This is a genomic window from Paenibacillus sp. FSL R7-0297, assembly GCF_038009025.1.
Taxonomy (GTDB): Bacteria; Bacillota; Bacilli; order Paenibacillales; family Paenibacillaceae; genus Paenibacillus_AQ.
On the sequence record NZ_JBBPAQ010000001.1, the window covers coordinates 5,076,099 to 5,101,110 of the forward strand.

The 25,012-nt window shown below is 51.1% G+C and carries 22 protein-coding genes and 1 pseudogene; 4 read left to right on the forward strand and 19 right to left on the reverse strand.

The genetic code is table 11. The features are described from left to right. Positions 1 to 11 precede the first annotated feature (11 nt). The 9 genes from MKZ24_RS22155 to MKZ24_RS22195 form a co-directional block, all read right to left on the reverse strand. Positions 12 to 419, reverse strand: a complete 408-nt coding sequence (locus MKZ24_RS22155) for a MerR family transcriptional regulator (RefSeq protein ID WP_042236223.1) — start codon at positions 417 to 419, stop codon at positions 12 to 14. 27 nt (positions 420 to 446) lie between these two features. Continuing rightward, positions 447 to 1,787, reverse strand: a complete 1,341-nt coding sequence (locus MKZ24_RS22160) for a hypothetical protein (RefSeq protein ID WP_042236222.1) — start codon at positions 1,785 to 1,787, stop codon at positions 447 to 449. Continuing rightward, positions 1,784 to 2,872 carry a DUF58 domain-containing protein gene (locus MKZ24_RS22165; RefSeq protein ID WP_042236220.1) on the reverse strand — a complete coding sequence of 363 codons (1,089 nt, stop codon included), beginning with the start codon at positions 2,870 to 2,872 and terminating at the stop codon, positions 1,784 to 1,786. The genes MKZ24_RS22160 and MKZ24_RS22165 overlap by 4 nt, the downstream gene beginning before the upstream one ends. A 3-nt stretch (positions 2,873 to 2,875) precedes the next feature. Next, the gene (locus MKZ24_RS22170; protein ID WP_042236218.1) at positions 2,876 to 3,853 is read right to left on the reverse strand and encodes an AAA family ATPase; all 978 of its coding nucleotides are present in this window, start codon (positions 3,851 to 3,853) and stop codon (positions 2,876 to 2,878) included. A gap of 94 nt (positions 3,854 to 3,947) precedes the next feature. Next, positions 3,948 to 5,039: a GerAB/ArcD/ProY family transporter gene (locus MKZ24_RS22175; protein ID WP_042236215.1), complete on the reverse strand. Its 1,092-nt coding sequence runs from the start codon at positions 5,037 to 5,039 to the stop codon at positions 3,948 to 3,950. Positions 5,040 to 5,057: 18 nt separating this feature from the next. Next, positions 5,058 to 6,206 (reverse strand): Ger(x)C family spore germination protein, encoded by a 1,149-nt coding sequence (locus tag MKZ24_RS22180; RefSeq protein WP_042236212.1) that lies wholly within the window; start codon positions 6,204 to 6,206, stop codon positions 5,058 to 5,060. Further along, entirely contained in the window at positions 6,203 to 7,651 is a 1,449-nt protein-coding gene (locus MKZ24_RS22185) for a spore germination protein (RefSeq protein ID WP_042236210.1), read from the reverse strand. The genes MKZ24_RS22180 and MKZ24_RS22185 overlap by 4 nt, the downstream gene beginning before the upstream one ends. A gap of 184 nt (positions 7,652 to 7,835) precedes the next feature. Next, positions 7,836 to 8,813: an aldo/keto reductase gene (locus MKZ24_RS22190; RefSeq protein ID WP_340786517.1), complete on the reverse strand. Its 978-nt coding sequence runs from the start codon at positions 8,811 to 8,813 to the stop codon at positions 7,836 to 7,838. 88 nt (positions 8,814 to 8,901) lie between these two features. Then, complete coding sequence (locus MKZ24_RS22195) at positions 8,902 to 9,762, reverse strand: DUF421 domain-containing protein (protein WP_042236206.1); 861 nt, start codon at positions 9,760 to 9,762, stop codon at positions 8,902 to 8,904. Positions 9,763 to 9,978: 216 nt separating this feature from the next. Here MKZ24_RS22195 and MKZ24_RS22200 point away from each other — a divergent pair, with 216 nt between their 5' ends. Continuing rightward, positions 9,979 to 10,185 carry a DUF1657 domain-containing protein gene (locus tag MKZ24_RS22200; RefSeq protein ID WP_042236203.1) on the forward strand — a complete coding sequence of 69 codons (207 nt, stop codon included), beginning with the start codon at positions 9,979 to 9,981 and terminating at the stop codon, positions 10,183 to 10,185. Positions 10,186 to 10,279: 94 nt separating this feature from the next. On the opposite strand, the pseudogene MKZ24_RS22205 reads toward MKZ24_RS22200, so the two are convergent. From MKZ24_RS22205 to MKZ24_RS22215, 3 genes and pseudogenes are all read right to left on the reverse strand, one after another. Continuing rightward, positions 10,280 to 10,604, reverse strand: a pseudogene (locus MKZ24_RS22205) (class I SAM-dependent methyltransferase); the annotation flags it as partial. Between the two features lie 300 nt (positions 10,605 to 10,904). Then, complete coding sequence (locus tag MKZ24_RS22210) at positions 10,905 to 11,969, reverse strand: Gfo/Idh/MocA family protein (RefSeq protein WP_042236201.1); 1,065 nt, start codon at positions 11,967 to 11,969, stop codon at positions 10,905 to 10,907. A 21-nt stretch (positions 11,970 to 11,990) separates the two neighbouring features. Continuing rightward, positions 11,991 to 12,878 carry a sugar phosphate isomerase/epimerase family protein gene (locus tag MKZ24_RS22215; RefSeq protein ID WP_042236199.1) on the reverse strand — a complete coding sequence of 296 codons (888 nt, stop codon included), beginning with the start codon at positions 12,876 to 12,878 and terminating at the stop codon, positions 11,991 to 11,993. A gap of 124 nt (positions 12,879 to 13,002) precedes the next feature. Between MKZ24_RS22215 and MKZ24_RS22220 the strand changes: the two genes are divergently transcribed. Continuing rightward, complete coding sequence (locus MKZ24_RS22220) at positions 13,003 to 13,872, forward strand: helix-turn-helix domain-containing protein (RefSeq protein WP_340786524.1); 870 nt, start codon at positions 13,003 to 13,005, stop codon at positions 13,870 to 13,872. Between the two features lie 173 nt (positions 13,873 to 14,045). Here MKZ24_RS22220 and MKZ24_RS22225 read toward each other — a convergent pair whose 3' ends face one another. The 5 genes from MKZ24_RS22225 to MKZ24_RS22245 form a co-directional block, all read right to left on the reverse strand. Beyond that, positions 14,046 to 15,206 carry a Gfo/Idh/MocA family protein gene (locus MKZ24_RS22225; RefSeq protein WP_042236195.1) on the reverse strand — a complete coding sequence of 387 codons (1,161 nt, stop codon included), beginning with the start codon at positions 15,204 to 15,206 and terminating at the stop codon, positions 14,046 to 14,048. A gap of 242 nt (positions 15,207 to 15,448) precedes the next feature. Further along, positions 15,449 to 16,651, reverse strand: a complete 1,203-nt coding sequence (locus MKZ24_RS22230; protein ID WP_340786527.1) for an L-serine ammonia-lyase, iron-sulfur-dependent, subunit alpha — start codon at positions 16,649 to 16,651, stop codon at positions 15,449 to 15,451. A gap of 60 nt (positions 16,652 to 16,711) precedes the next feature. Next, positions 16,712 to 17,548 carry an enoyl-CoA hydratase/isomerase family protein gene (locus MKZ24_RS22235; protein ID WP_042236192.1) on the reverse strand — a complete coding sequence of 279 codons (837 nt, stop codon included), beginning with the start codon at positions 17,546 to 17,548 and terminating at the stop codon, positions 16,712 to 16,714. Further along, on the reverse strand, positions 17,538 to 18,377 hold the full coding sequence (locus MKZ24_RS22240) for an enoyl-CoA hydratase/isomerase family protein (protein WP_042236190.1): 840 nt from the start codon (positions 18,375 to 18,377) through the stop codon (positions 17,538 to 17,540). The genes MKZ24_RS22235 and MKZ24_RS22240 overlap by 11 nt, the downstream gene beginning before the upstream one ends. 29 nt (positions 18,378 to 18,406) lie before the next feature. Further along, a complete protein-coding gene (locus MKZ24_RS22245) occupies positions 18,407 to 19,633 on the reverse strand; it encodes a M20 metallopeptidase family protein (RefSeq protein ID WP_042242464.1) in 1,227 nt (408 codons plus the stop codon). A gap of 224 nt (positions 19,634 to 19,857) precedes the next feature. Between MKZ24_RS22245 and MKZ24_RS22250 the strand changes: the two genes are divergently transcribed. Then, positions 19,858 to 21,177 (forward strand): hypothetical protein, encoded by a 1,320-nt coding sequence (locus MKZ24_RS22250; protein WP_042236188.1) that lies wholly within the window; start codon positions 19,858 to 19,860, stop codon positions 21,175 to 21,177. Positions 21,178 to 21,296: 119 nt separating this feature from the next. Here the strand turns inward: MKZ24_RS22250 and MKZ24_RS22255 are convergent, their stop codons facing one another. Then, positions 21,297 to 22,178, reverse strand: a complete 882-nt coding sequence (locus tag MKZ24_RS22255) for a LysR family transcriptional regulator (protein ID WP_042236186.1) — start codon at positions 22,176 to 22,178, stop codon at positions 21,297 to 21,299. A 119-nt stretch (positions 22,179 to 22,297) separates the two neighbouring features. On the opposite strand from MKZ24_RS22255, the gene MKZ24_RS22260 reads away from it, so the two are divergent. Next, positions 22,298 to 23,200, forward strand: coding sequence for a DMT family transporter (locus tag MKZ24_RS22260; RefSeq protein WP_042236184.1), 903 nt, complete (start codon positions 22,298 to 22,300; stop codon positions 23,198 to 23,200). A 310-nt stretch (positions 23,201 to 23,510) separates the two neighbouring features. Here the strand turns inward: MKZ24_RS22260 and MKZ24_RS22265 are convergent, their stop codons facing one another. Further along, positions 23,511 to 25,010, reverse strand: coding sequence for a DHA2 family efflux MFS transporter permease subunit (locus MKZ24_RS22265; RefSeq protein WP_042236181.1), 1,500 nt, complete (start codon positions 25,008 to 25,010; stop codon positions 23,511 to 23,513). Positions 25,011 to 25,012 lie beyond the last annotated feature (2 nt).

A 25,012-nucleotide genomic window follows, 5' to 3' on the forward strand; every position in this document is an offset into this window, starting at 1 on the left:
TTCCCGCCGATTCAGCCTTTCATGTTCAAGATATCAAGAGTCTCCTGAATACCTGGATGTATGTCCTGTGTAAGGAGGCTGCTCTTCAATTCTTCCAGCTTTGTGCGGGTCTTGTGCCGTTTGGCAATCTCCAGATCTACAGCGGCCATTTTACTTTCAATGACTGTAATAAAGTCCGGTATTCCGATACTGCCGTCTGCAGATTTGACCAAAGCTTTCTTGATCTCACGCAGAGTGAAGCCGCAAGCTTTCGCATTCTGAATGAAAGCGATCCGTCCCAGTGCTTCCTCCGGATACATCCGGTATCCGCTGGACGTGCGCTGCGGCTGCGGAATCAACCCGTATTTCTCATAAAATCTTAGCGTTTCTATGTTTACTCCGGCCTCTTTGGCCAGCTCGCCTCGTAAATATGGGGTCATCCCTATTTCTCCTTCCTGCAGGATTAGCTAGAGCTTCAACTGTTCTTTAAGTGCGGTAATCTCTTCAGCAGAGAGCTCAGTGAGGTCTGAGTGTTCATCTGCATATCTGGCTTTATTATAAAGGGCAAGCAGACGGCTATAGGCTTGCCCTTCGCTGCCCGGATTTTTGCGCTGCCGCTTCTGTCCTTCCGACCACGCTGCCACATCGGCACCCGTCTCCTGAGGGGTCAGATATGCCTTCACCTCATATCCGTCGATATGCTTGGCGCGAAGCCAATGCCGATAGAGCCAGCGGATGCGTGCCCGGCTTCCGTCCATCGTCTCCCACCGGTCCCGGCGGCTGGATGGTGTAAGCTTGGTACGCAAGTAATCTCTGAAACCCTGAACGGTCTGCTCCCAAGTGAATAGGCTGGTCTCTTCATCCTGATAACCGGCAGCAGCTGCAGGCGATTCTCTACGCAGTAGTGTCAACAGCCAGTCCATTGCTCTGCGGAGTAGTCCACCGGTATTTCTGTATAGCCAGCGTACACCGTAATACAGCACCACAACTATTGCAGCCGCCCCTATAATATAGAAGCCAATGTTAAGAATTGCGGCCAGAATGCCAGGTTCGCCGGCTTCCGCTGCCGGGAATTCCTGAATGGCTTGTGGAGGAGCCTCCTCAGGCGGAGGTTCTTCTGCACCGGAAGACAGCCGGCTGAGCCAGGTGAAGAAGAGCCTCGCCGCATTCCACAGCAGCATACCCACCGCTTTGCCTCCGCCCGCCGCCAGGATTGCCGCCAGGACAATGAAGCCCGCCAGATACAGGTGGTTATGCCGCCGCAGGCCTTCGGGCAGACGTGCTGAATCACTGTTTAAGGAGCTGTAGCGCAGATGGCTGCTGCTCGAGTCAATCAGTGCCAGCACCAGACATAAGCTTCCGCTCCAGGTTAGAATAGTCACATTATCCTGCAGCTCCGGAATCCGGGAGAAGGCTATTGAAGCAATGAAATAGATTGTGATTCCGGCCAGATAGATTCTGAACCGGTTCATCCGTGAAGCAGTAGTCATGCCAAGATAGGCACAGACTGCGGCACCCGCTACCAGCGGGATGCCCGGAAGTGTCAGTATGCTGCTTATCAGTCCGGCTAAGAGACCCATCAGCAGCGCTGCCAGCAGCTGCTGCCATAACCGGCTGCACTTATAGCGCAGCAGTACACCTCCTGCAACCAGCAGCGGTAATAGGTAAATCCACCGGACCACTGCTTCACCGGATTGCAGATAAGCCTGAAGAACCAGCCAGACAGGCAGAAGCAGCAGCCAGTCTATGAATGCAGTAATCCATAGCGCAAGGTTAGCCTGGAAGGAAGACGAGAAACGGAGCTTCATCGCGCTGCACCGCCTTCTTCCGGAATATCCAGCCATTCTACGCCATTCCCCATGAAACTTAATGCAGCAGCAGCAGCCTGCAGCTCCGCCCCCCGGTGACAGGTAATGATCAGATAATCTGCATCACCCTCCCCCTTCTCTGCTTCAATCTCCATCAGCCTGCTCATTGGCAATGTTCTGTCCAGATTCAGTCTGGCCAGCATGCCCAGGAATTCTTCAGCATGTGATATTGGCCAGGTATCCACCGGCTCTCTTGCCCCGCCGCCGTCCAGCCTTCCGTTGCTGAGCAGCCGGGTCTCAATGCCATGGCTGATGGCATATTCAGCCACGGTCGCCGCATACCGGATGCCTAGCTCAATCCGCTCCACATCGGTTACGGTCCGCCACATGGAATCGCTAATCTCCACGTTCAGGCAGATTACAAGCCTTGAATCGGCCGTGTAATCCTTCTGATGCACCTGCATGCTTCCTGTCCGGGCTGTCGCTTTCCAGTTAATCGAAGCCAGGGAATCCCCTGCACTGTACTCACGGGTACCTGCGGTCAGGAACGGATCTTCTACAATCCAGCGCTTGACGGGCAGCTCGCCAAGCCAGCTGTGCACCGGCAGCGGAAGCTCATGAAATTGAAGCAGCCCCGGGTAGACAAGGAGCTCCAGCTGCAGCGGGAAGGTCTTCGATCTGCGGCTCATGCCGAAGAGATCCCCCGTGGTCATGGTTGCGGTCTCCAGAAGAAACAATCCGCGCTCCCGGCAAATCACATTATGCCGGCGTTTGATGTGGCGGTAAGACCTTAGAAAGAACAGGCTGACGTGATTCTGTGAGATCTCGCCGCTGCTGATGCCCAGATTCTCCTGGGAACCGAACTCAAGCCCCCGGGCGATACTGGATTCCAGACGCAGCCAAGGCAGCGGAAGCAGCTTCTTATTCATGATCTCCTCGACCATCTCCACCTGCTCTCCTGCATATACGGCCTTGGAAGAGAAATAGCGGGTATATGTAACCTTCTTAAGTGCGTTACGGTCGTATACAGCAGAGACGAACAACAACAGGAACAGCGTGCTTGCAATGAACCACGGCAGCGACATGGCTCATTCCACCCTTCCGCCTCTGGACAGGACAGCAGCCTCCGCCGGAACCTCCACCTCGCGCAGCACCTGTAGCACGACCTCTGCCGATTGCCCCTCGCGGACTCCGGGTCCGCGCTGAAGGATGAGCCGGTGTGCAAGCACCGGAACGGCCACGGACTTAATATCATCCGGAAGTACATAATTCCGCCCTTGAATCAGAGCATACCCCTGCGAAGCACGCAGGAGGGCGAAGCTTGCCCGGGGGCTCGCACCCAGCCGGACAGCAGGAGATTTACGTGTAGCTTCGACCACACTGATCATATACGCCAGCAGTTCATCACTTACATTAATACCGGCGGTAAGCCGCTGCATCTCTTGAATTTCCTCTGCACCTGCAACCGCACCGGTATCCTCCAGCGGGTTGTTCTGGCGGAACCGCTGCAGAATATGAACCCCTTCATCGAATGTAGGGTACCCTGTTGTAATCCGCATTAAGAACCGGTCGAGCTGTGCCTCCGGCAACGGGAACGTCCCCTGGCTGTCAATCGGATTCTGCGTGGCGATGACCAGAAACGGCCGCTGCAGCTCATGAGTCACACCGTCGATGGTAATCTGCCGCTCCTCCATACATTCCAGCAGGCTTGACTGGGTACGCGGAGTGGCCCGGTTAATCTCATCAGCGAGCAGAATACTGGCGAATACCGGACCTGGACGGAATTGAAATTCCCCGCTTTTCTGGTTGTAGTAGTTGATGCCGCTTAAGTCAGAAGGCAGCAGGTCGGGCGTGAATTGAATCCGCTTGAATGTGCAGTCCAGCGAGCGGGCGAGTGTTTTGGCAAGCAGCGTTTTGCCTGTTCCGGGCACATCCTCCAGGAGGACATGACCATTTGCGAGCAAAGCGGTCAGCAGCAGGTTTACACCATCTTCTTTTCCGACAATAACCTTAGCCAAATTTCCCCGGATCGATTCAATTCGAGCAGATGCTTCTTGAAGATTCATGTATAATGACACCATCCTATTCCAAAAAAAGGTATGTACTATAGCTTCATCATACCAGAAAGCGTCTACATTATATAATTGGGAGAATCAACAGTCATTTCAGCTGCTTGCCGGACTTCGAGCGTACCCATGCCACGATAAAATAGTACACCGGTATAAACTCCACAATCAGCCAAAAAATAGTCGTATTGAAAGAATAATAATTGTGGTAATATACGGCCACATTCATCGAGTATACAAATGCAATGGTAATGGAACAGACCGTCAGGAGCGGAATCATAACTTTTTTTGCTTTTTGTCTGGTAAGATACAAGGCGCATTTATAAGCAACATAGATCATAAAAGAGCTGTGAATAAACATTGAGGACGACCATATGCCAATCAGAATCGGATCAGAGTTTCCCAGGAGATCATCATTCGAGGAACTGCGGATCATCTGCAGGAAGGGAAACTGCAGTTCCTTCCCGAGATACGGGCCGAAATTCAGCATAGTCATAAGCCATACGATCAGAACAATCAGTATCACAGTGATCCCCCCAAGACTCAGTGGCTTCATGATCTTATTGCTGATCTTAAGCTCCGGGGCAACAAAAAGAAACACAACCCATTCGCCAAACCAGGACATCACCGTAATCGAATCCTTAATGACGATACGCGGGTCATGATAATGGAGAAATGCCGGAAGCATAGCATATTCTGCATGCTGGATGAATAAATACGTACTTAGAATAGCGAAGACAATGCAGATCAGAGCAATGCCTTCCGACATATACACCATAGAGGCCAAACCCAGATGAGCGGTGTACATAATGACCAGACCCACAACAAGTATAATAAAAAGCGGGGGAGTTCCGCGCAAATAATTGCCTCCGAAGAACAGTGCGAAATTTTGTATATCATATGATACGTAATAAATACACCAGCACAAGAGCAGAATCACTATGATTCCATGCAGCCACTTCCCCATGATCTCTGCCCCGAACTCTACCCAGCCTATTTCCGGCTTGAGCTTTCCCACCAGGATCGTGAAATATAACAGAATCAGGCCGAGGAAACCGCCTAGAATCAGGCTTATCCAGCCTTGGTAGGATGAGGTTTCAATGAGACCGGGAATCAGAAACATCGTGCTTTGAGAGCCCAGGTATACAATCGAGAACCGAGTCATTTGCCATTTCGATGTCCGCATATTTTCTCCTTCGCCCCCTTATTTCTCCGAACCAAAATCTGCAATTTTAAAATCAGCTGTCACCTTGATCCGGGCCTCCCTGCTGTAATAATCCTCCCAGTGATCACGCAGACGTTTCCATTCTTCCGGATAATTCCATTCCAGCAGCATACCGAGCTGAAGTACATCTACTCCCGCCTTCTGCACATTTTCCAGCGTCTCCGAAACTTCCTTTACCACTTTCTCCTGAAGTTTGGTCTTAAGCAGATGGCTGAGCTGGTCCGCTTTACGTTGATTGGAGTCCTTGAAGGAGGTTATACTCGCCCTGCCTTTTAGCTTCACATGGAATTCTGGCCCTCCAGGAGTCATCTTGACAGAGGAGGAGGCCTTGTCATTCAGAAAATACGCAGTGGCAGTCCCCTTTCCGTCATCCTCCCAAGCAAACGAATTTACAGATTGAACGTAATGATCTGCCGCCCAAGCCAAGGCTCTACCCTCTTTCACCTTCAGTATGGCCTTCATCTTCTTATCCTGAAACAGCATCACACCGTCTACCCCGCACCAATATTCTTTCTTCCCCTGCTCAGAAGTTTCACTTTTTTTGCCGAAAGACAAATAATTCATGGCATAGCCCATATGGTAGGATTCCGACAGTATGCAGTCTCTGATTGTAGTGCTGAACAGAACCTTTTGCCGGGCCATATTATTGAGTACCTGATCGGGCAATTGCTCGAAGACCGGTGTCAGCAACGGGATCTCCTTAGCCTTGCCCGGAGCAGCCATAATATAGGTTCCGAGAGAATTCTCAGGCTGCCGCTGGAACCATTCCAGCATATCTCCTATCCCCTGCTTGGCATATTGTTTGCCCAGTACAATTATCTTGAGATGTGAAGCCTCCATTTTGCGTGACAAATCCTTCTGAATCAGCAGGATAGCTTCCGGAATGGTCGGTGCAGTCTTGGATACCATAGAATAGCTCTTTCCGTCTCCGGAACCGCCCTCTTGTGCGCCTGAACCCAGACGGTTCGGAAGCGGTGAACTGATCGTCACCTCAACCGTTCCGGGTTCCTCACCAACGTCAATAAACAAGCCATAGACAAAGGTCAATTCGTCCAGTTCCAGCTTGGACCAGCAGCCGGTCAGATTCATAAGCAGCACTAACACAAGGATCAGCTTGAGTGGTTTCATTGCTTCTGTCTCCTTTTATTCTTCCTGTCGGTATAAGAAGAGCTGCGCTCCGTCATATACTGGGACGGAACACGGACCACGGTATCCTTCCAGTCTTCAAGAACCAGCGGAGCCACCGGCTGGAGAAAGGGAGTGCCGAACGATTTTAGATTAGCCAGATGGCCATATATGATAAAAACGGCGATGAAGACACCAATCAGTCCCATCGTCCCCCCCAGAATCAGGAGCACGAAACGCAGCAGCCTGAAGGTCAATCCAAGCTCAAGATGGGGGATGATGTAGGAGGCGATACCCGTAATAGAAACTACAATGACCATGGGTGCTGAGACAATTCCCGCCTGTACCGCTGCCTGCCCTATGACAATACCGCCGATAATAGAGACAGTCTGGCCAACCGGCTTCGGAATGCGGGTCCCTGCTTCTCTCAGTGCTTCGAAAGTAAGTTCCATGATCAAAGCTTCCGTCAGTGCGGAGAAAGGGATATTCTCACGGGCGGCAGCAATGGTAATCAGCAGGTTGGACGGAATAATCTGTGCGTGGAAGGTTGTGATCGCCACATATAAAGAAGGCAGAATCATCGATATCAGCGAGAAAAAGAAGCGGACCAGCCGGATCCAGCTGCCGGCATAGAAGTTCTGGTAATAATCCTCAGAGGATTGCAGGAGCGCAAAGAAAGTTACAGGTGCCAGTAATGCCGACGGGGTACCGTCCTGCAATATGCTGATTCTGCCCTCCATCAATGATGCCGCTACAGAGTCGGGACGTTCTGTATATTGATAGATTGGAAAAGGTGAAAAATTCCCCTGGCGCATATGCTCAGCCAAATAGCTGATGCCCAGAATTCCGTCGACTGAAAGATTATTTAGTTTCTCTTCCATTTCATCCAGGATTTCCGGCTTACAGAGCCCTTCGATATAAACCAGATATACATCGGTTTTGGTGTATCTGCCAATCGAGAAATGTTTGGTCTTCAGATCAGCATGTTTGATTTTGTGCCGCAGCAAGGACAGATTCGTCTGAACATCCTCGATAAAAGCCTCCTGGGGTCCAATGACCACCAGCTCGTTCTGTGATTCGGACACTGCCCTCTTCTGATATTGGGTAATTTCGAAATAATAGACATAAGGCAGCCCTTCAATACATAGAACCGGATTCCCGCTGACAATCAGCTCCACGGCCCTGTCCGGATGAAAAGCCTTCATATATGGAATCACAAAGGCTGAGCCGCGGTCCAGACGCTCCATGAATTGCGGCCAGTCCGGTTCACTGTTAGCCTCTGATTTCAGCGGACTGGCAACAAATTCCTGCAAGCTGAGCATGTCCACGATGGCAGGTATATAGATCAGCATGCAGGCGTGTCCGTACACATGTATCGACTGGTATACAGCATCACTGCAATCTGTGAGCTGTTCTTGGATGAGCTCAAGTATATTCTTGTCCGGCACCCTGCCTGCCTCCTTCCGGCTATAGAGAATCTTCCTTAGTGTGCCAGAACACCCTCAATTTATGCCTCTAAGCGCAAATAGCCCCACTATGCGGGGGCCCGAAACCTATAAATTCTATTAAAAAAGGAGCCGGATCATCCCGGCTCCTCCATTAAACGGTGCATTATCGTTGCTGTATCTGTCCTTAGAAGCCCATCACAGGATGAGGAATATAAGGCTCCTCCAAACGGAGTACATCTTCCGGACTGAGCGTGACCGACACCGCTGCAGCGGCATCCTCCAGATGGCTCATGCTGGTCGCTCCGACAATTGGTGCTGTGACCGGCTTCTTCTGCAGGACCCAGGCTAGTGCAACCTGGGCACGCGGAAGACCCCGTTCTTCAGCAATCTCCTTCACGCTCAGCGCCACAAGGCGGTCGGCTTCCTCCGTCCGGGAGTACAGCAGCTTAGCAAATTGGTCACTTTCCGACCGGGTACTCGTCTCCTGCCAGTCCCGGGTCAGCCTCCCGCGGGCCAGCGGACTCCAGGGAATCACTCCGATCCCTTCCGCTTCGCACAGCGGCAGCATTTCCCGTTCTTCCTCACGATACAGCAGATTCACATAATTCTGCATCGATACGAACCGGGTCCAGCCGTGCCGCTCCGCCACATGCAGCGCCTTCAGAAACTGCCAGGCAGACATCGAGGATGCTCCGATGTAGCGAGCTTTGCCCGCCTTCACCACATCATGCAGCGCTTCCATCGTCTCTTCAACCGGGGTCGACGGGTCCCAGCGGTGAATCTGGTACAAGTCCACATAATCCGTCCCCAGCCGCTTCAGGCTATGGTCGATCTCGCTCATAATAGCCTTGCGCGACAAACCTCCGCCATTGGGACCGGGACGCATTTTACCATGCACCTTCGTAGCAATGACCACTTCATCCCGGGAGGTGAAATCCTTGAGCGCACGTCCGACAATCTCTTCGCTGGTACCGTCAGAATAAATGTTGGCCGTATCGAAGAAGTTGATGCCCAACTCCAGCGCTTTGCGGATAAACGGCCGGCTCTCTTGCTCATTCAGTGACCAGGGATGGGTCCCGCGCTCCGGCACCCCGTAGCTCATACACCCCAAGCAAATCCGTGATACATCCAGTCCCGTTGTTCCCAGCTTCACATATTCCATAATCGGCAGATCCTCCTTCTAGCTAAATAGATCTTATGAAATCGATTATAGTATACCGCTGCCGGTTAGCTTCAACCAATATTTTGTGTCAATTTTGGATAAAAGGCTTCAGTCTCTTCAGCAAGGTCTGCAGCTGTTCTGAGCAATTTTCGTACATCTGCTTGGCTTCTTTATGCTTCGTAGACAAGCTGAACAGCTCCAGATCGGCTTCGCATTTCTTCAGCAGCGCATACAGCTGGGGCTTGTCCTGCGGCTGCTGAACCTCCACACTATCCGTGTACAAATCTACGGTAAGCTCACCGTAAGAGTCTACCTGGCCCAGGAATACATTTTCCGCGCTCAGATTCAGCTTCTCCAGTTCTCCCTGCAGCCAGCCGCGCGACAGATTCAGGGCATCGAGTGGTTCATCCATAATTTCGCCGTCCATTATCACCGCCTGAGTCTCTCTCTCTGGAGCAACCTTAATTCCAAGATGCTTAGGTGTAAGCGGCTGATTCTCACGGGTGAGCAGCACATTGATTGCACCGTCCGACTCCATAATGGCAAATTCAACATCGGCCACTTTGAAGACATCCTTCTTGCGCAGCTCCTCCAGCAGCTCGTCCGTCGACAGACGCTCCTTCTTCATATTGTCTTCCAGGATCTTACCGTCTTTGATCAGTACGGTCGATTTGAAATCAATGAAATCCCGTGCTTTCTTGCTCTTGATCTGCAGGAACTCAATCCCGAATGAGAAAGCAACCCAGACAAGTAGGGCGATCATGCCTAGATGCCAGGTTTTGTCTGTATCCAGCGAGATATATGCTGCAATACTGCCTATAGTAATTCCCGTAATGTATTCGAAAAAAGACAGCTGTGATACCTGTCGCTTCCCCAGCATTTTGGTAAGGAAGAAAAGCACTACTACAGCAAAAATTGTCCGAAGAATGACCTCCAGTGCTTCCGGCATTCGTAAAACCTCCTGTGAAGTTATTCATGTTCCGCATATGTATCTTCATTATTTGTCACAACAGGCGGAAAATAACCAAGAGAATAAATTCCTGCTGCCAAACGGCGCACTGGCCTTCTGCTCAATGGGATTTATTACCTGTATTTCATACTGCCGGATGCGGATACTACGCTGTGAGATTTTGTTCCAACCCAGACCCGAGGAGGTAATGATCCAATGACTGTTGCATCACAGGTCAAAACCTGCGTAGCTTCGCTGAAGAGCGCCCAAGCCAGTCTTGAGCAGTTTGCCATGGAAACCCAGAACGAGGAAGCCAAGACCCTGTTCACCAGTGCTGCAGAGCAGACGCTGCAAATTGTCCAGCAAGTGGAAGGCCGCGTAACCGAAATCGAGAAAGAAGAGCCGCAGTATAAAGGGTTCTAACTTGCATTAGTTATCAAGAACGGTAAATAGGCTGATCCATACGCAGATTTCCCTGCAACCGGATCAGCCTATTTGTTACTTTTGAATACAAGTCTCACAGTTTAACTGCATCGGCAATTAATGAAATAAAACCTAACTTCCCCTCCGCATTACGGTGATCAAAAACGCTTCGACCGGTAGATGAAACCGCCGCGCTCATCCCAGGGAAATTCATGAAATTGGCCGGATTCATCACAGTATTCCAGCAGTTTAACCTGATACCCTGCGGCAGTGAACATCTTCTGCAGAGTAATATAAGTATGTACGATCCGGTGGGAGGCAGCAGGATGGTCCAGCGGTCCCGGCCCGCCGATCTGCACAATGTTCTGATAAGCTTCATCAGGGAAGAACCCGTCCGGAACAGCACAGCGGATATATCCGCCAAGAGCCACCTCCGCTTCCAATCACTACTTTTAACGGTTCATTCAACCGGACCACTCCTTGGTTAGCATTCACTACCCTGGTATCCATTGTAATCTCATTTGTAGAGATCAGGAATACAGCTTTGTCAGCTTTCCATGGATTTATGTGACTTGTTTTGCAACCTCTGGTGAAGCGGACTGACATTCCTCTATTTGCTCAGATTGGGCGAATTTACTGCGCAAGCGGACTCAGATTCCGTTCCTGTCTGACTGAATGAAGAGGGGGCAGCCAATCGGCTGCCCCCTCTTCCACTCAATTTATTTATCAGGCACATTCCGCTCGGCATTCCGGATAAATTCCGCAATGTTCAGCTTGCTGCCTGTCCGCGTACTCTCCAAAGCGCCAAGCACCATCGCCATACTGTAGCGGTTGTCGCGACAGTCAGTCTCGGCGGGACGCTGCTCCGCTAGTGAGCGGAACATCTCTTCAAGACAGCCCTGATGGAAGGTCTCCTTCATCTGCACAGCCGGCCCTTCTACCCGCTCATATTCATTGAGGAACTGTCCGGAAGCTTCACCGCCACCGATAATCTCGGCATACGGCATATCCCGGCCATCCCAGATCGCTGCCCCCCGTTCCCCCTGGACCCGCCATGACGCTTCCCAGGACGTAGGCGCGCCTTCCGCACACCACGAGCCCTGATAACAGAATACGGAGCCGTCTGACATTTCGAAGATACAGATGGCTGCCGCATTCCCTTCATACCATGATCCGGGAGGGTTAAATTCCTGGCAGTACACACTTACAGGATCGGCGCCGCTGATAAAGCGGGCCTGATCGAAGGTATGGATGGCCATGTCCAGGAGCAGCGGGCTGTCCATCGCTTCCCGGAATCCGCCGAAATGCGGGGCCAGAAAGAAGCTTGCGCTTATGGAACCCGTTCTCCCTATTGCTCCCGAGGTGATTAACCCGCGCAAAGAGCGGATATGCGGATCATACCTGCGGTTCTGCATTACGGCATGGCTCAGCCCGGTACGTCCGGCCATGTTAACGATTTCATTACATTGCTCCATCGTTTCTGCCAGCGGCTTCTCGGTGAAGACATGACATCCGGCTTCCAGTGCCTTACTGGCAATACTGAAATGGCTCGAAGGCACGGTGATATCGAACACCAGATTAGCCGCTGTAGCTTCAATTGCCTGTGATATATCTGTAAATACCGGGCAGGTCAGTCCATGCTTCTCACCCATGGTCTGCGCGGATTCCACCCGGATGTCTACGAGTCCGACGATTTCAATTTCAGTATGCTTCACCGCATAACTGATCCATTCATTAGCCATGGCTCCACAGCCCGCTACAACTACACGATACTCTGCTGTCATAGGTGTTCCCCGCTTTCTGGATTAGACCGGATTCGGCACGAAGCTTCCGCCCCGGCATTTTTTCAAATAATGGAGCGCATGAACCTGGCCTGTCATTTCCAGGTCATCACGATAAACGGGATCATGCCAGCCTTCGATATCAATCGTTCCTGTGTACCCGGCCTGCCGCAGTATTGAGATTACATCAGTCCAGTTCGTATCTCCAAAGCCCGGTGTCCGGTGCCACACATACGGCTTAGGTCCGTGAATTCCGTATTCCTTGATAATATCCCAGGCAATCGTAGCGTCCTTGCCGTGCACGTGAAAAATTTTGTCCGTCCATTTGCGCAGCTGCGGAATCGGATCAATTAGCTGCACCATCTGGTGGCAGGGCTCCCATTCCAGACCCAGGTTATCGGCATCCACCGCATTGAACATTTTCTCCCAAGCTGTAGGGTTATGGGCAATATTCCAGTCCCCGGATTGCCAGTTTCCATCCATGGAACAGTTCTCAAAGGCGATTCTGACACCGCGGTCCGCAGCTCTTTTGGAGAGCTCACCGAACACCTCTGCGAATTTCGGAATGGATTCGTCGATTGAAACCCCAGGCAGACGTCCGGTAAAGCCGGAGACCATATCGCTTCCAAACAAATGGGCATGATCGATCAGCCGTTCCCAGCTAGCCAGAGCATCGGAGTTATCCCCAGTACCTGTAAGCGGATTCCCGAATATCCCTACAGAAGAGATCACGAAATCATGCTCCGCGGCCAATTCACGCACCCGTGCAGCAGTTTCTGTCAGATCCGTATTTCCCGTCGTCTGCCAGAAGGTCAGGCTGAATGATTCGAATCCGTGTCCTATAATTTGCGGAATCACTCTTAGTGCATCTCCGCCTCCCACCAGTGTCCCGATTCTCATTGTATCCTGCATCTTGTATACCACTCCAATATTGGTTTATAGTTAGTTCAATAACCCAAGTATATCCCTCATTTCGGGCAAAATCTCTTCTTATCTTGCGTTAAACTAGCTGAATCTTGTGGGAGTTGAAGCCATTATGACATATCCGAAAGAACTGAAAGAATATCCTGCGCTCGAGGAGAAGACCTATCCATTCCGCTTATTCTTCAACCATTGCAGGGATGCCAAGCCCGAACAGAATATCCTGTTCCTGCACTGGCATGAGCATTTCGAGATTATCGTCATGCGTGAAGGCCGGGCGATCTTTCATGTGGACAGCAAACCTTATGAGGCCGGCCCCGGAGACGTGATCATGGTACCTTCCGGCGGGCTGCATGTCGGCTATAGCCTGGATAGCGGGGATGTTTCCTATGTCTCAATTGTTTTTCATGCCTCATTGTTCAAGGACCGCAATCAGGATTCCCAGCATGAGCAATATGTGGCCCCTTATCTTAGCAACCGGTATCAGTTTCCTGTCATGCCAGTGGTCCACAACCCGGAATGCGCCTCGTATTATCCCTTGCTTGAGCGGATTATTGAGGAAGTGCAGGCTAAACAACCGGCTTTTCAGCTTGTGGTGAAGAACCAGCTCCACTTATTCTTCACACACCTGTCCCGTACATTTCCCGCGCAGCAGAGCGAACGCCATTCTATCAACCGCGAACGCTTCAAGCCGCTGCTGGAATATCTGGAAACACATGTCGATCAGAAAATGTCGGTCGAGCGTGCTGCCCGCTTTGTCAATCTGAACGCTTTCCATTTCTGCAAAACCTTCAAGAAGCTGACAGGACGCACCTTCATCGACTATGTGAACCTGTGCCGGATGGATGAAGCCGAGCGGCTGCTTAAGGAGACCGGCTTCAGCATTACAGAGATTTCCGGCAGAGTCGGCTGTGACAATCCCAATTATTTCACGAAGCTCTATAAGCAGTACAAAGGCCTGACACCCTCTATGGTACGTAAATAGCCCTCTGTTTTTAAAATTGAAGCAAGCAGCAATACGCCCATAACAGAAAACAGCGATTCTCCAGTAACGGGAGAATCACTGCTTTTTGACGTTTGAAGCTTTTGAGAAATATGAGAATCTGACTTGTCAGTAGAATGTCTACTTTTGGGATAGCCCCTTATACATTGTAGTATCTACATTTCAGATATCGGAACCCAGCGCCGCTCTTCAATCGAACGTTCCACAGCTTCCAGTACAGCCTGGCATTTCACACCGTCACGGAAATTCGGCTCAGGCTGACGGCCTTCGGCAATCGCATTCGACAGCTCCAGCATCTCGTGAATGAATGTGTGCTCAAATCCAATGGTATGGCCCGGCGGCCACCAGGCTTCAGCATAGTCATGTGCAGGATCGGTGGCGAGCACTCTCCGGAAGCCCTGCACATCTTCGTCATCCGAGGTCAGATAGACCTCCAGTTCGTTCATCCGCTCGAAGTCGAATTTCACACTGCCCAGACTGCCATTGATCTCAAAAGAATTGGTCGAACGATGCCCGGCAGCGAACCGTGTCGCCTCAAAGCTGCCCAATGCGCCGTTTGCAAAACGGGCCAGGAACAAAGTAGCATCATCCACCGTTACTGCGCCGCGCGGTGCATCTTTGCTGGCCCGGGCGCTAAGACCTGTCATCTCCGTTGCCAGCGGCCGTTCCTTGACGAATGTCTCACTCATGCCAATGACCTCCTGCACATCGCCTACCAGGAAATGGGCCAGATCAATCAGATGCGCCCCCAGATCCCCATGCGATCCTGAGCCGGCAATCTCCTTCTGCAGACGCCAGACCAGCGGGAATTCAGGATCGAGAATCCAGTCCTGCAGGAACCAGGCACGGAAATGATAGACCTTTCCGAGCCGCCCGCTCTCAATCAGCCGTTTCGCCAGCCTGACCGCCGGGGAGAAACGGTAATTGAAGCCAACCATATGAACAATGCCGGCCGCCTCTGCAGCCTGGAGCATTTCTCGCGAATCTGCCAGATTCAGCGCCAGCGGCTTCTCGCAGAAAATATGCTTGCCAGCAGCAGCCGCCGCCAGCGCAATCTCCTTATGGGCATTGCTCGGCGCATTGATGTCGATTAGATCAATATCGCTGCGGGAGACCAGCTCCTTCCAGTCCGTCACACCTTCCGACCAGCCCAGCTGGCCGGCGGCCTCCTGCAGCGCTTCTTCATTCCGTCCGCAAATGACAGACATTTGCGGTTTGAGTGCCTGGGGGAAGAACATGGGCAGACTGCGGTAGGCATTACTGTGGGCTTTGCCCATGAACTTATAACCTATCATTCCGATCCGTAGCTGTTTCATTTGAAGCCTCCTCTACTAAATTCACTACTCCATGTACACGCATACATTTTCTCATCCAAGCGGCGCTCCGTCAAATTGCTTCTTGCGCAGATGACCAGCTCTGCACAGATTGGATGAATCGCTTCCGTTGCCTCGAAACGTATTTCATCGAATGGACAGTGAATCCTAATATATCAAAAAGAACGTCCCTTCTGCCAACCTGCAGCATGGGACGTTCTTCGTCATTTTTCACAAGTATGAAATTATGCTTTGTAGAGCTTAGCAAGCCCGCCCTCTGAAGTTTCACGGTACCTGCTGTTCATATCCAGGCCTGTCTCATACATGGTCTGTACAACCAGATCAAAGGATATCTTACGGGTACCAGACAAGAATTTGGCCAGGCTCAGCGCATTGATCGCCCGCATCGCACCGACAGCGTTCCGCTCAATGCAAGGGATTTGAACCAGTCCGTTAATCGGATCACAGGTTAACCCCAAGTGGTGTTCCATAGCAACCTCCGCCGCATACTCAATCTGGTCGATCTCCATACCAGACAATTCAGCCAGTGCAGCCGCTGCCATAGAGCAAGCCGTGCCGACCTCCGCCTGGCAGCCGCACTGAGCGCCGCTGATGGACGCGTTCTGCTTGACCAGATTGCCAATGAGCCCGCCGACCGCTAGAGCCCGGAGGATCTGTTCATCCGGAACCTGCATCTTCTCCTGCATATAACGTAGCGAGGCGGGCACGACACCGCTGGCCCCGCAGGTCGGGGCCGTTACGACAGTGCCGGCGGCGGCATTCTGTTCGTTGACGGCGAAAGCGTATGCGCTGACGATCCTGTTCTCCCTCGTCTCCGGGCTCTCATCCATATCCCGCTGATGATACAGATATTTCGCCTTGCGTTCGACTTCAAGACCGCCCTCCAGAATACCTGTGACAGACAGCCCTTCGTCGATCGAACGCTTCATCGCTTCCCAGATTCCTTGGAGGAAATCCCAGATCTGTTCGCCTTCACGCTGCTCAACGTAATCGCTTAGGGAGATATGATTCGCTTTACACAAGGTACTGATTGCTGCAAAGGAGTTCTCCGGGTAGACATCGGGCGTTTGCATCTCCTCCCGCCCCTCAATAACGATGTCCCCGCCGCCAATACTGACAACACGCATAGATGAGGTTTGCCGCCCGTCTTTGTAAGCGAACAAGTCCATGGTATTGGGATGTGGCAGAACAAAATCTGCCTGTGGAACAAATTCAACCTCCGCCGGAACGGGTGAAAGTGCTCTAAGAATAGCCTTGTCCGTCAAATTGCCTTTGCCTGTTTTGGCAAGGGAACCATAAATTAACGCCTTGAATTGGTCTGCGTCTTCATTCTCTGATTTGAAGATCCTGGCCGCCTTCTCCGGCCCCATAGTATGGGAGCTGGACGGTCCACTGCCAATCTTAAATAGCTCAGTCAACGATCTCATAGCACCCTTATCCCTTCTCAGTTGTCTTTGGCTTAAGCTCTTCATCCTGCGGCTTGAGGCTCATTGACCCTTCCCCTGAAAACGTTCCTTGAGCTTCATCAGGCGCTCATGAATCCCCTCTTCATCAATGGCCATGTCAACCAATTGGTGAGTAATCTGTAGACCCTGATCATTTGCAAGAGCTTTTTTCCACGGGTGCGACACAATCGAATGAGTAAGATGTCTGACAGAGCGGGGTGCCTGCATGATTCTTTCTGCCAGCTGCCACGCGCGTGGAAGAAGCTGTTCACGAGGCAGCACCTCATTGACCAGACCGAGGTCTAGTGCCTCTTGAGCATCAATGTTCATCCCCGTGTATGCGTGAATTGCCGCTTTCTTGGTTCCCAGCAGTTGTTGAAGTGCCAAGACGATTCCATCCCCGGGCGGTACTCCTCCCAGGTAATGGGCATCGAAGAACACAGTGTCTTCTGCACAAATGGTAATATCACACAGCGTCCCCAGCTGCCAGTGTGAGCCTGTGCCATTGATCACCCCAATGGTGGGGATATCAAGGCAATGAACCATATTCTCAATCATTCTGAGCGATTCATGGTACATCTCCAGCTTCCGGCGATTCGGCCAATCCATGAATTTGGTGTTCCAGACTTCAGGATTGCCTGTCTGCCACAGCTCTCCTGTGCCTGTAAGGATCATCACCTCATTCTCAGGATCGCGGCCCACATCTGACCATACATTACCGTAGGCAGTCTGTACCGACCAGTCAAATTGAAGCGGTTCCCCGCCGGTGTGCATACGCACTTCGAGTATGCCGCCGCGGCGGGTCATGATGAACAAGTCCTTGTACTTCTTCGAATATTCTTCGAATCGTGTAGGTCCCGTCATCTCTCTATTGAACATCTTTGCCCATAAGGCGCCCTTGCATTTTCTTCAGGCGCTCCAGAGCACCTTCTTCATCAATGGCCATGTCGTACATTTGATGGGCAAGCTGGAATCCCTGATCGGCGACCATAGCCTGCTTCCATGGACGGGAGATGATAGAGTGCGACAGATGTCTCGTTGAACGCGGTGCCTGCATAATCATCTCGGCAAGCTCCCATGCGCGGGGCAGAAGCTGTTCCCGGGGCAGAACTTCACTAACAATGCCCAGGTCCAATGCGGTTTGACCATTGATATTCTTGCCGGTGTATGCGTAGTAGGCTGCTTTTTTGAAACCGATCATGTTCTGCAGTGTGAGCAGCATTCCATCTCCGGGAGGTGTGCCTCCCAGATAATGCGGATCAAAGAAGTCGGCGTCTTCGGTACAAATGGTAATGTCACAGAGAGTCGCGAGTTCACAGTGCGTTCCCGGACCATTGATTGCCCCGATGGTCGGGATGTCAATGCAGAAGATCAGGTTCTCAAGCAGTCTCAGCGATTCATGATACTGTTCGAGCTTCTTTTGCTTCGGCCAATCCATAAATTTAGTATTCCAGACCTCTGGGTCGCCAATCAACCATTTATCCCCAGTTCCCGTAATAATCATGACTTCGTTCTCAGGGTCACGGCCGATATCTGACCAGGCATGAGACCAGGCGGTATGAGCTTCCCAATTGTGCGTGTACGAACCTCCGCCCGTGTGAAGACGCACTTCAATGATTCCGTCACGGCGGGTCATTAACAGGAATTCCTTGTATTTCTCCGAGTACTCTTCGAATTTGGTGGGTCCAATCATACGTCTCTCTGTCATTGTAATTCCTCCTAAGTTTGGTTTAGAGCTTAACCGTTATTTTCAAGCCAGTCTCTGGCAAATGCTGCATAAGCCGCAGCCCCTCTATGAAGCACCTCATCCGAGAACATCGTCTTCGGATGGTGTACAGGGTAACTATAACCATCTTCGATATTGCCTGCGTTAAGAAACACTGTGGTACTTGGCACCGCCTGTGAGACAAAGGCGAAGTCTTCTGATCCCATTAATTTACCGCCGGGTACCAGCTCAGTTATACCAATGTAGGAACCGTCACCAAAGGTATTTTCAATCGAAATCCTCATTTGCTCATTAAGCCCGCCATCCGTTTTCACTTCAGGACAACCCCTCGAATAGATCACATCCAGCTTTGCCTGAAAAGTTTCTCCGATACCTGCTGTAATTTCGCGGATACGGATCTCCATTTTATCCCGCAGTGCGGCGTTAAATGTGCGTACACTGCCTTTCAATCTGGCCGTATCGGGAATCACATTGTTTGTACTTCCGCCTTCCATCACGCCGATGGTAAGGACTGCATGTTCAATTGGCGAAATTTCACGGCTAAGTATACCCTGCAGCGCCAGATGAAGATGAGCAGCCACATTTAAGGGGTCCACTGCGGCCTCGGGCATTGCGCCATGTGAACCCCTTCCGCGGATGATGATTTCGAACCAATCCGAAGAAGCAGAAATCGCTCCACCTTCCTCAGGCACTACAAATTGTCCGATAGGAAGTGGCATTCCGGTCAACACGTGAAGCATCATAGCTGCATCCACTTTAGGAGTGTCGAGAATCCCGCTCTCAAGCATCATTTTTGCCCCATGCAGCGTCTCTTCACCCGGCTGAAACATAAGCTTGACCGTCCCGCGAAGCTGCTCTTCGTTAGCCTTCAGGATCTCCGCCGCTCCCAGCAGCATGGAAGTATGCATGTCATGACCACAAGCATGCATGTTCCCGTTCAACGACGCGTAAGAAAGCTCCGTTTCCTCTGCAATAGGCAAAGCGTCCATATCTGCACGGATAAGAACCACCTTCCCGTCATGCTGCCCGCCAATCGTAACCGTTAGACCTGATTCCCCTACTGGAGCGGGCTTAAGACCCATCGACTCCAACACCTCTTTTACATAAGCAGTTGTCCTGGGCAAACTTAAATCAAGCTCCGGAATCGCATGAAGATGATGCCTGAACATGACCAATTTGTCCTGCAGCTGATGAGCCATACTCAAATAGTCTCCAGCTTCTTCAATCACAATGAACATCTCCCGCAACATAAATTGAATGAATGTAAGTACAGAGTTTAAATGTCCTCCTTCACATTTTAAGACTTTTTAAGAACATAATCATCGTACTTTTAAATTCCTTCGCTGTCAAGATATTTATAGACATTTTAAGAACATTATTTTAAAGGCTGCCGGAACATTGTAATATCACATTTATTGTGATATAACTCTTTTGATTGAACTGTTTATGAAAGGAATCTACTATGAAAATCAAGCTGGGTATTATCACGCCAGAGACCCATATGGATTATTTCCGCGCTATTGAAGAAGAAATGCGGCCCTTATGCCAGTTCCGGTTCCTTACTGTCAGCAACTTCAGGGAAACAACAGACCTATATCTGCAGAACTTAGGTTCAGTGGATGGATTTGTGGTCAGCGGCAGGATGCTTTATGAGTCAATAGATAAGGATTGCCTGGATGAGAAGGTCCCTATTCACATTTTGCAGGATAATGAGAATCTTCTGTATAGAGAACTTTTCCGGCTGCTGGTCACAGAACCAGGGCTTGATATATCGAGGATCTATGTGGATTATGCGTATATCATTGATTCTTTCAGTGAATTCCAACAATACCTGACTCATGATGGAAAGCCCATTGACGGCGAAGATCTGCTCGAACGGGTGGAGACCATGCTGGAGAACCATATCACGCTGTGGGAAGACAAGAAGATTGACCTGTCCATTACGGCGTTCGGCCACTTCGTTCCAGAGCTCCAAAAGCACGGAGTCAGATATATCTTGATCCGGCCCACTTTGGAAGATGTTAAAGAAACCCTAAGAGAGATCATCAACGAAATTACCATCCTCAAACTTAAGAGCCAGAGGGCAGTTGTAGCATGTGTATCGACCAAAACGGCACAGCCGCCATCCGAAGAGCAGCTTCATGAGCTGAAAATTCTTGTCGGCAGGTTTCTGCGCAGCGTGAATCTTGCCGACACAGCCCAAATTTCGGAAGGCTTTGTCAGACTATACACCACCTACGGAAATTTCATGAAAATTACCTCTGGCGCGCAGAACTGCTCCCTGCTGGAGTATCTGGAAGAGTACGTAAGCTACAAGGTGAAGATCGGGTGGGGCTCAGGACATGAGTATTTTCAAGCTAACGAGAACGCCACCAAAGCTTACAGACAGGCCAAAGCCTTTACGGGCAGTTGCAGCTTTTTTATTAACGAGGATCAGCAGGTTATCGGCCCAATGCGGAGCATGAATGTCATTCAGTTCTCTGAACAGGGGGACCCGGAAATCATCGCATTGGCCAAAAATATTGGAATAAACAACATCAATTTGCAGAAAATCATGTCCTACGCAGAAATTATGAGAACCAATAAATTATCCTCTGAGGATGTTGCTGGGTGCCTGTCCATGACCGTCAAAGGTGCAAACCGTATCCTTAACAAAATTGAAGAAAAAAAATACGTCCAAACGGTATTTGAGAAACGTGACAACAGTAAAGGCCGGCCGAAAAAATACTACGAGCTGTTGTTTCTCGACAAAGAAGGGCGCCAATTAAGCAAAACCAAGTAGAGGCTGTCCCAATAGTAGATATTCTACTGACAAGTTAGGTTCTCAAATTTCTCAAAAGCTTCGAACGTTAAAAAAGCAGCGATTCCCGTTATTGGAGAATCGCTGCTTTTACTTCCCCGTCAAATCCCTTCTTGGCCAGGCGACCAATTCTGCACATGCTGCAGGAACCGCTTCGTTGCAGGAGAAGCATATTTCATTGAGCTGACCGCAATGCCCAGAGAACGGAAGCTGCACTCCTCCAGCTCCAGCATCGCCACATGCTCTTGCTGGAAGCGGGTAACCAGCTCCGGGAGGATGCTGATACCCAGGCCTTTTTCCACCATAGCTATAATCGCATAATCATCTCCGGCCGAGAATTTGATGTTCGGCTTAATCCCCGCTTTCTCCAGCACCCGCTGCACATCATAGTCCGAGCCGGGCCTCGGAATGATGAAATCCTCGTAGGCGATCTGGGCCAGCGGCATATACGGGGCTTTGCTCAGAGGGTGGTCTAACGGAAGAATGGCCAGCATCCGGTCCTGCTTGAGCGGAAACACCTCGAATTTCTCCCTGGTAGGCAGTGAAAGGAAGCCACAATCGACCACCCCGGCCTCAATCCACTGCTCAATCTCCAGATACCCGCCCTCCATCAGCTTGAATTCAATGTAAGGGTACTCTCTCCGGAATTGTTTGATCATGTCCGGCAGCCAATGAACGGATACACTTGTGAAGGTGCCTATTGTTATGGTCCCTGTCTCCAGACCATGAATATCGGCCACCTGCTGCTTCAGCTGCTCATTCCATTTGAGGATTTCGCGGATAGGCGGAATAACCTGCTCCCCATTGACTGTCAGCTTGACACCGGAACGGCTCCTCACAAGCAGCGGGAATCCGAATTCGCTCTCCAGACTGCTGATGGTATGGCTTATACCGGATTGGGTGAAGCCCAGCACCTCGGCGGCTTTGGTCAGACTGCCCAGTTCAACGACTTTGAGGAACACTTCGTATTTGACTATGCTCATCGCTGTCCTCCAAGTTTGCATGAGATTTCCTCATGTTTCATATGATAAACATTCAGTTACCTTATGTATTTGAGCGTATTATACTATAATCACTTGGAATAAAGAAGGATGATGATGGAATGAAGCCGCTAAAGGCCGAGCTGATGCTCATAGTAGTAACGATGTTCTGGGGTTCCTCCTACCTGTTCATGAAAATGGGACTCGGCACACTGGGAGAATTCAATCTGATTGCACTGCGTTTCGGGCTGGCCTTCATTCTGGCGGCTCTGCTGTTCCACAAACGGCTGCGCGGTGTGGACGCCAGAACATTGAAATATGGAGCTCTGCTTGGCTTCCTTCTACTCGGCGTGTTCACCTGTATCACCTTCGGACTGAAGACCACTACGACCTCAAACGCCGGCTTCCTCGTCGCCTTGACCGTTGTGTTTGTACCGCTGCTGGATGTGCTAATCTTCAAAAAGAAAGTCGCACCTCCTCAGATCTTCGGAGCCATTCTGGCCATCGCCGGTATCGGGCTGCTCACCCTGAACGGCTCGCTGCATATCCGGCCCGGTGATCTGCTCTGTATTCTGGCTGCTGTATTCTACGCCGTACAGATCCTAGTCACCAGCAGGGCTGTACAATCCAGCGATTCGCTGAATATCGGCATTCTCCAGTTGGGCTTCGCCGGGGGATATGCCCTGATTCTGTCAGCTGTCTTCGAGACTCCCGCACTGCCTTCGACTCTTCCCGGCTGGATCGCCATCCTCGCACTCGGAATTTTCTGCAGCGCCTGCGGCTTCATCCTGCAGCCCGTTGCCCAGAAATACACAACGCCGACCCGCACCGGATTAATCTTCGCCCTGGAACCGGTCTTTGCCGCTTTCTTCGGCTACTGGTTCGCACATGAGCAGCTTTCGCTGCAAGGTTACACCGGCGCTGCCCTTGTCCTGCTGGGCATTATAGCTTCCGAGCTGCTCGGCAGATTGCACTTTGCCCCTTTCCCGGCAAGAACGCTTAAGAAACGGCGGGCTAATCTATAGCCTCCCGATGATGGCTCTGATCTGCTCTCTCTGTCTTCGATTCCAGGAAGAAGAACAGCATACCTCTAATTCCTCCTTTCGCCCTTCTGTATAGCCGTACTATAAGATGACAGCAATTGAATTACTTAAGTTCTTGCTGTAAGGACATAAATGTTGTACGTAGTACAACTCTGATACCGAGATACCCGTAGGGTTGGGAGAAATGTTGTATTTTGTTCAGGATTTCGAATCGTAATCGCAACAACGGGGGTGAAATCAGAAAAAACCGCCGCAGCGATATGCTGCGACGGTCGTAAACCCAAGATATGAATTAATGTCCCATCATTACAGCAGCGTCCGCTTGCTGGCCTTCCGGAGTTCCGGCGGAACCGGCTGTCTTCGGTTTGCGCAGAATCAGACTGATGACCACTCCGGCCAGCGCGATGCAGGCGGAGAGGAAGAATACATCATTGAAACCCTGAACAGCGGCGACAAGCGGGTTGCTTCCGGCAGCCATCTCACCCATATGAACGGTAATCTGGCTGGTTAAGTATCCGGTCATACCGGCAACCGCGAAGGATACAACAACCTGCTGGGCTGCGGCGGTAAGCGGAGTCACCCGGCCAACCCATTCACGCGGCGCGGAGTTCAGAACATGGGTGTTGACCGGCATCATCGACAAGCCCATTCCCAGACCCATCATAGCAAGACAGCCCATGATAACGGGAAGACTGGTGTCTACTGTAACACCGGACAACAGGAACAGTGCAGTGGAAATGATACTGAGTCCGACAAAGAGCAATGGGCGTGCACCAATCTTATCGAATAAGCGGCCCCCCACCGGCATACCGATACCGGATGCCAGCGCCTGCGGAAGTAGAATGAGACCTGTCTCAAGCGGTGTGTAGTTCCGGATCTGCTGCAGATACAGCGGAACGAACAGCATGGAACCGAATAAGGCAGCCTGGGTCACCCAGGATAGGATAATGCCGCGTGTGAAGTCCGATGAACGGAAGACACGCAGCTCCAGCAACGGATGCTTCTGCAGCAGCTCAGCGATGACGAACAGCACCAGCGCCACACCACCGACAGACAAACCTACAAGAGCCCCCGTCGAGGTCCAGCTTTCACCTCCGCCTTGATTCACGCCATAAGCAAGCATGGAGAACGCAAGCGGAGCCAGAATGATACCGAAGATATCCAGATGCGCTTTGCCCTTCTTCTCGGTAACAGGCAGATATTTAACTCCCAGAATGATACCAACGATACCGATAGGCAGGTTGATCAGGAAGATCCAGTGCCAGCTCACGTATTCTACCAGCCAGCCGGAGAGGATCGGACCAAGTGCCGGAGCCAGCAGCATGGGAACACCGAGCATCCCCATAATAGAACCTCTGCGCTCTGCCGGAGCCAGTCTGAAGACCATTGCCATACCGATTGGAGCTACCATCCCGCCGCCAAGACCTTGTATGACACGGAAGATGACCAGCTGCGTCGAGGTCTGGGCAACCGAACAAAGAACGGACCCCAATACAAACATAACAATAGTCGTTAGAAAGACTTGCTTGGACCCGAAGCGGTCAGTCATGTAGCCAGCCAGCGGAATTACAGCAGCCAGCGCCAGTGTATACCCCGTAATGGCCCACTGAACGGTCTTAAGATCTGTTGCGAAATACTGCACCAGATTCGGTACCGCAACGTTTACAGCAGTGCTGTCCAAGATAACCATAATCATGCCGACGATAATAGCCATTAACGGCGGAATAATGGCTTTCAGCGAGAACGGTACTTCCACTGCTGCACTGTTTCCTTTATTTGAGGCGTTTGTCATTC

Excerpts from the sequence above, each read along its gene's own strand:
- MKZ24_RS22265 (WP_042236181.1), bottom strand. The coding sequence starts at position 25,010 with ATGACAAACGCCTCAAATAAAGGAAACAGTGCAGCAGTGGAAGTACCG.
- MKZ24_RS22220 (WP_340786524.1), top strand. The coding sequence starts at position 13,003 with ATGACATATCCGAAAGAACTGAAAGAATATCCTGCGCTCGAGGAGAAG.
- MKZ24_RS22195 (WP_042236206.1), bottom strand. The coding sequence starts at position 9,762 with ATGCCGGAAGCACTGGAGGTCATTCTTCGGACAATTTTTGCTGTAGTA.
- MKZ24_RS22250 (WP_042236188.1), top strand. The coding sequence starts at position 19,858 with ATGAAAATCAAGCTGGGTATTATCACGCCAGAGACCCATATGGATTAT.
- MKZ24_RS22240 (WP_042236190.1), bottom strand. The coding sequence starts at position 18,377 with ATGACAGAGAGACGTATGATTGGACCCACCAAATTCGAAGAGTACTCG.
- MKZ24_RS22245 (WP_042242464.1), bottom strand. The coding sequence starts at position 19,633 with ATGTTCATTGTGATTGAAGAAGCTGGAGACTATTTGAGTATGGCTCAT.
- MKZ24_RS22235 (WP_042236192.1), bottom strand. The coding sequence starts at position 17,548 with ATGTTCAATAGAGAGATGACGGGACCTACACGATTCGAAGAATATTCG.
- MKZ24_RS22230 (WP_340786527.1), bottom strand. The coding sequence starts at position 16,651 with ATGAGATCGTTGACTGAGCTATTTAAGATTGGCAGTGGACCGTCCAGC.
- MKZ24_RS22180 (WP_042236212.1), bottom strand. The coding sequence starts at position 6,206 with ATGAAACCACTCAAGCTGATCCTTGTGTTAGTGCTGCTTATGAATCTG.
- MKZ24_RS22260 (WP_042236184.1), top strand. The coding sequence starts at position 22,298 with ATGAAGCCGCTAAAGGCCGAGCTGATGCTCATAGTAGTAACGATGTTC.
- MKZ24_RS22200 (WP_042236203.1), top strand. The coding sequence starts at position 9,979 with ATGACTGTTGCATCACAGGTCAAAACCTGCGTAGCTTCGCTGAAGAGC.
- MKZ24_RS22225 (WP_042236195.1), bottom strand. The coding sequence starts at position 15,206 with ATGAAACAGCTACGGATCGGAATGATAGGTTATAAGTTCATGGGCAAA.
- MKZ24_RS22255 (WP_042236186.1), bottom strand. The coding sequence starts at position 22,178 with ATGAGCATAGTCAAATACGAAGTGTTCCTCAAAGTCGTTGAACTGGGC.
- MKZ24_RS22170 (WP_042236218.1), bottom strand. The coding sequence starts at position 3,853 with ATGAATCTTCAAGAAGCATCTGCTCGAATTGAATCGATCCGGGGAAAT.
- MKZ24_RS22165 (WP_042236220.1), bottom strand. The coding sequence starts at position 2,872 with ATGTCGCTGCCGTGGTTCATTGCAAGCACGCTGTTCCTGTTGTTGTTC.
- MKZ24_RS22175 (WP_042236215.1), bottom strand. The coding sequence starts at position 5,039 with ATGCGGACATCGAAATGGCAAATGACTCGGTTCTCGATTGTATACCTG.
- MKZ24_RS22190 (WP_340786517.1), bottom strand. The coding sequence starts at position 8,813 with ATGGAATATGTGAAGCTGGGAACAACGGGACTGGATGTATCACGGATT.
- MKZ24_RS22210 (WP_042236201.1), bottom strand. The coding sequence starts at position 11,969 with ATGACAGCAGAGTATCGTGTAGTTGTAGCGGGCTGTGGAGCCATGGCT.
- MKZ24_RS22155 (WP_042236223.1), bottom strand. The coding sequence starts at position 419 with ATGACCCCATATTTACGAGGCGAGCTGGCCAAAGAGGCCGGAGTAAAC.
- MKZ24_RS22215 (WP_042236199.1), bottom strand. The coding sequence starts at position 12,878 with ATGCAGGATACAATGAGAATCGGGACACTGGTGGGAGGCGGAGATGCA.
- MKZ24_RS22160 (WP_042236222.1), bottom strand. The coding sequence starts at position 1,787 with ATGAAGCTCCGTTTCTCGTCTTCCTTCCAGGCTAACCTTGCGCTATGG.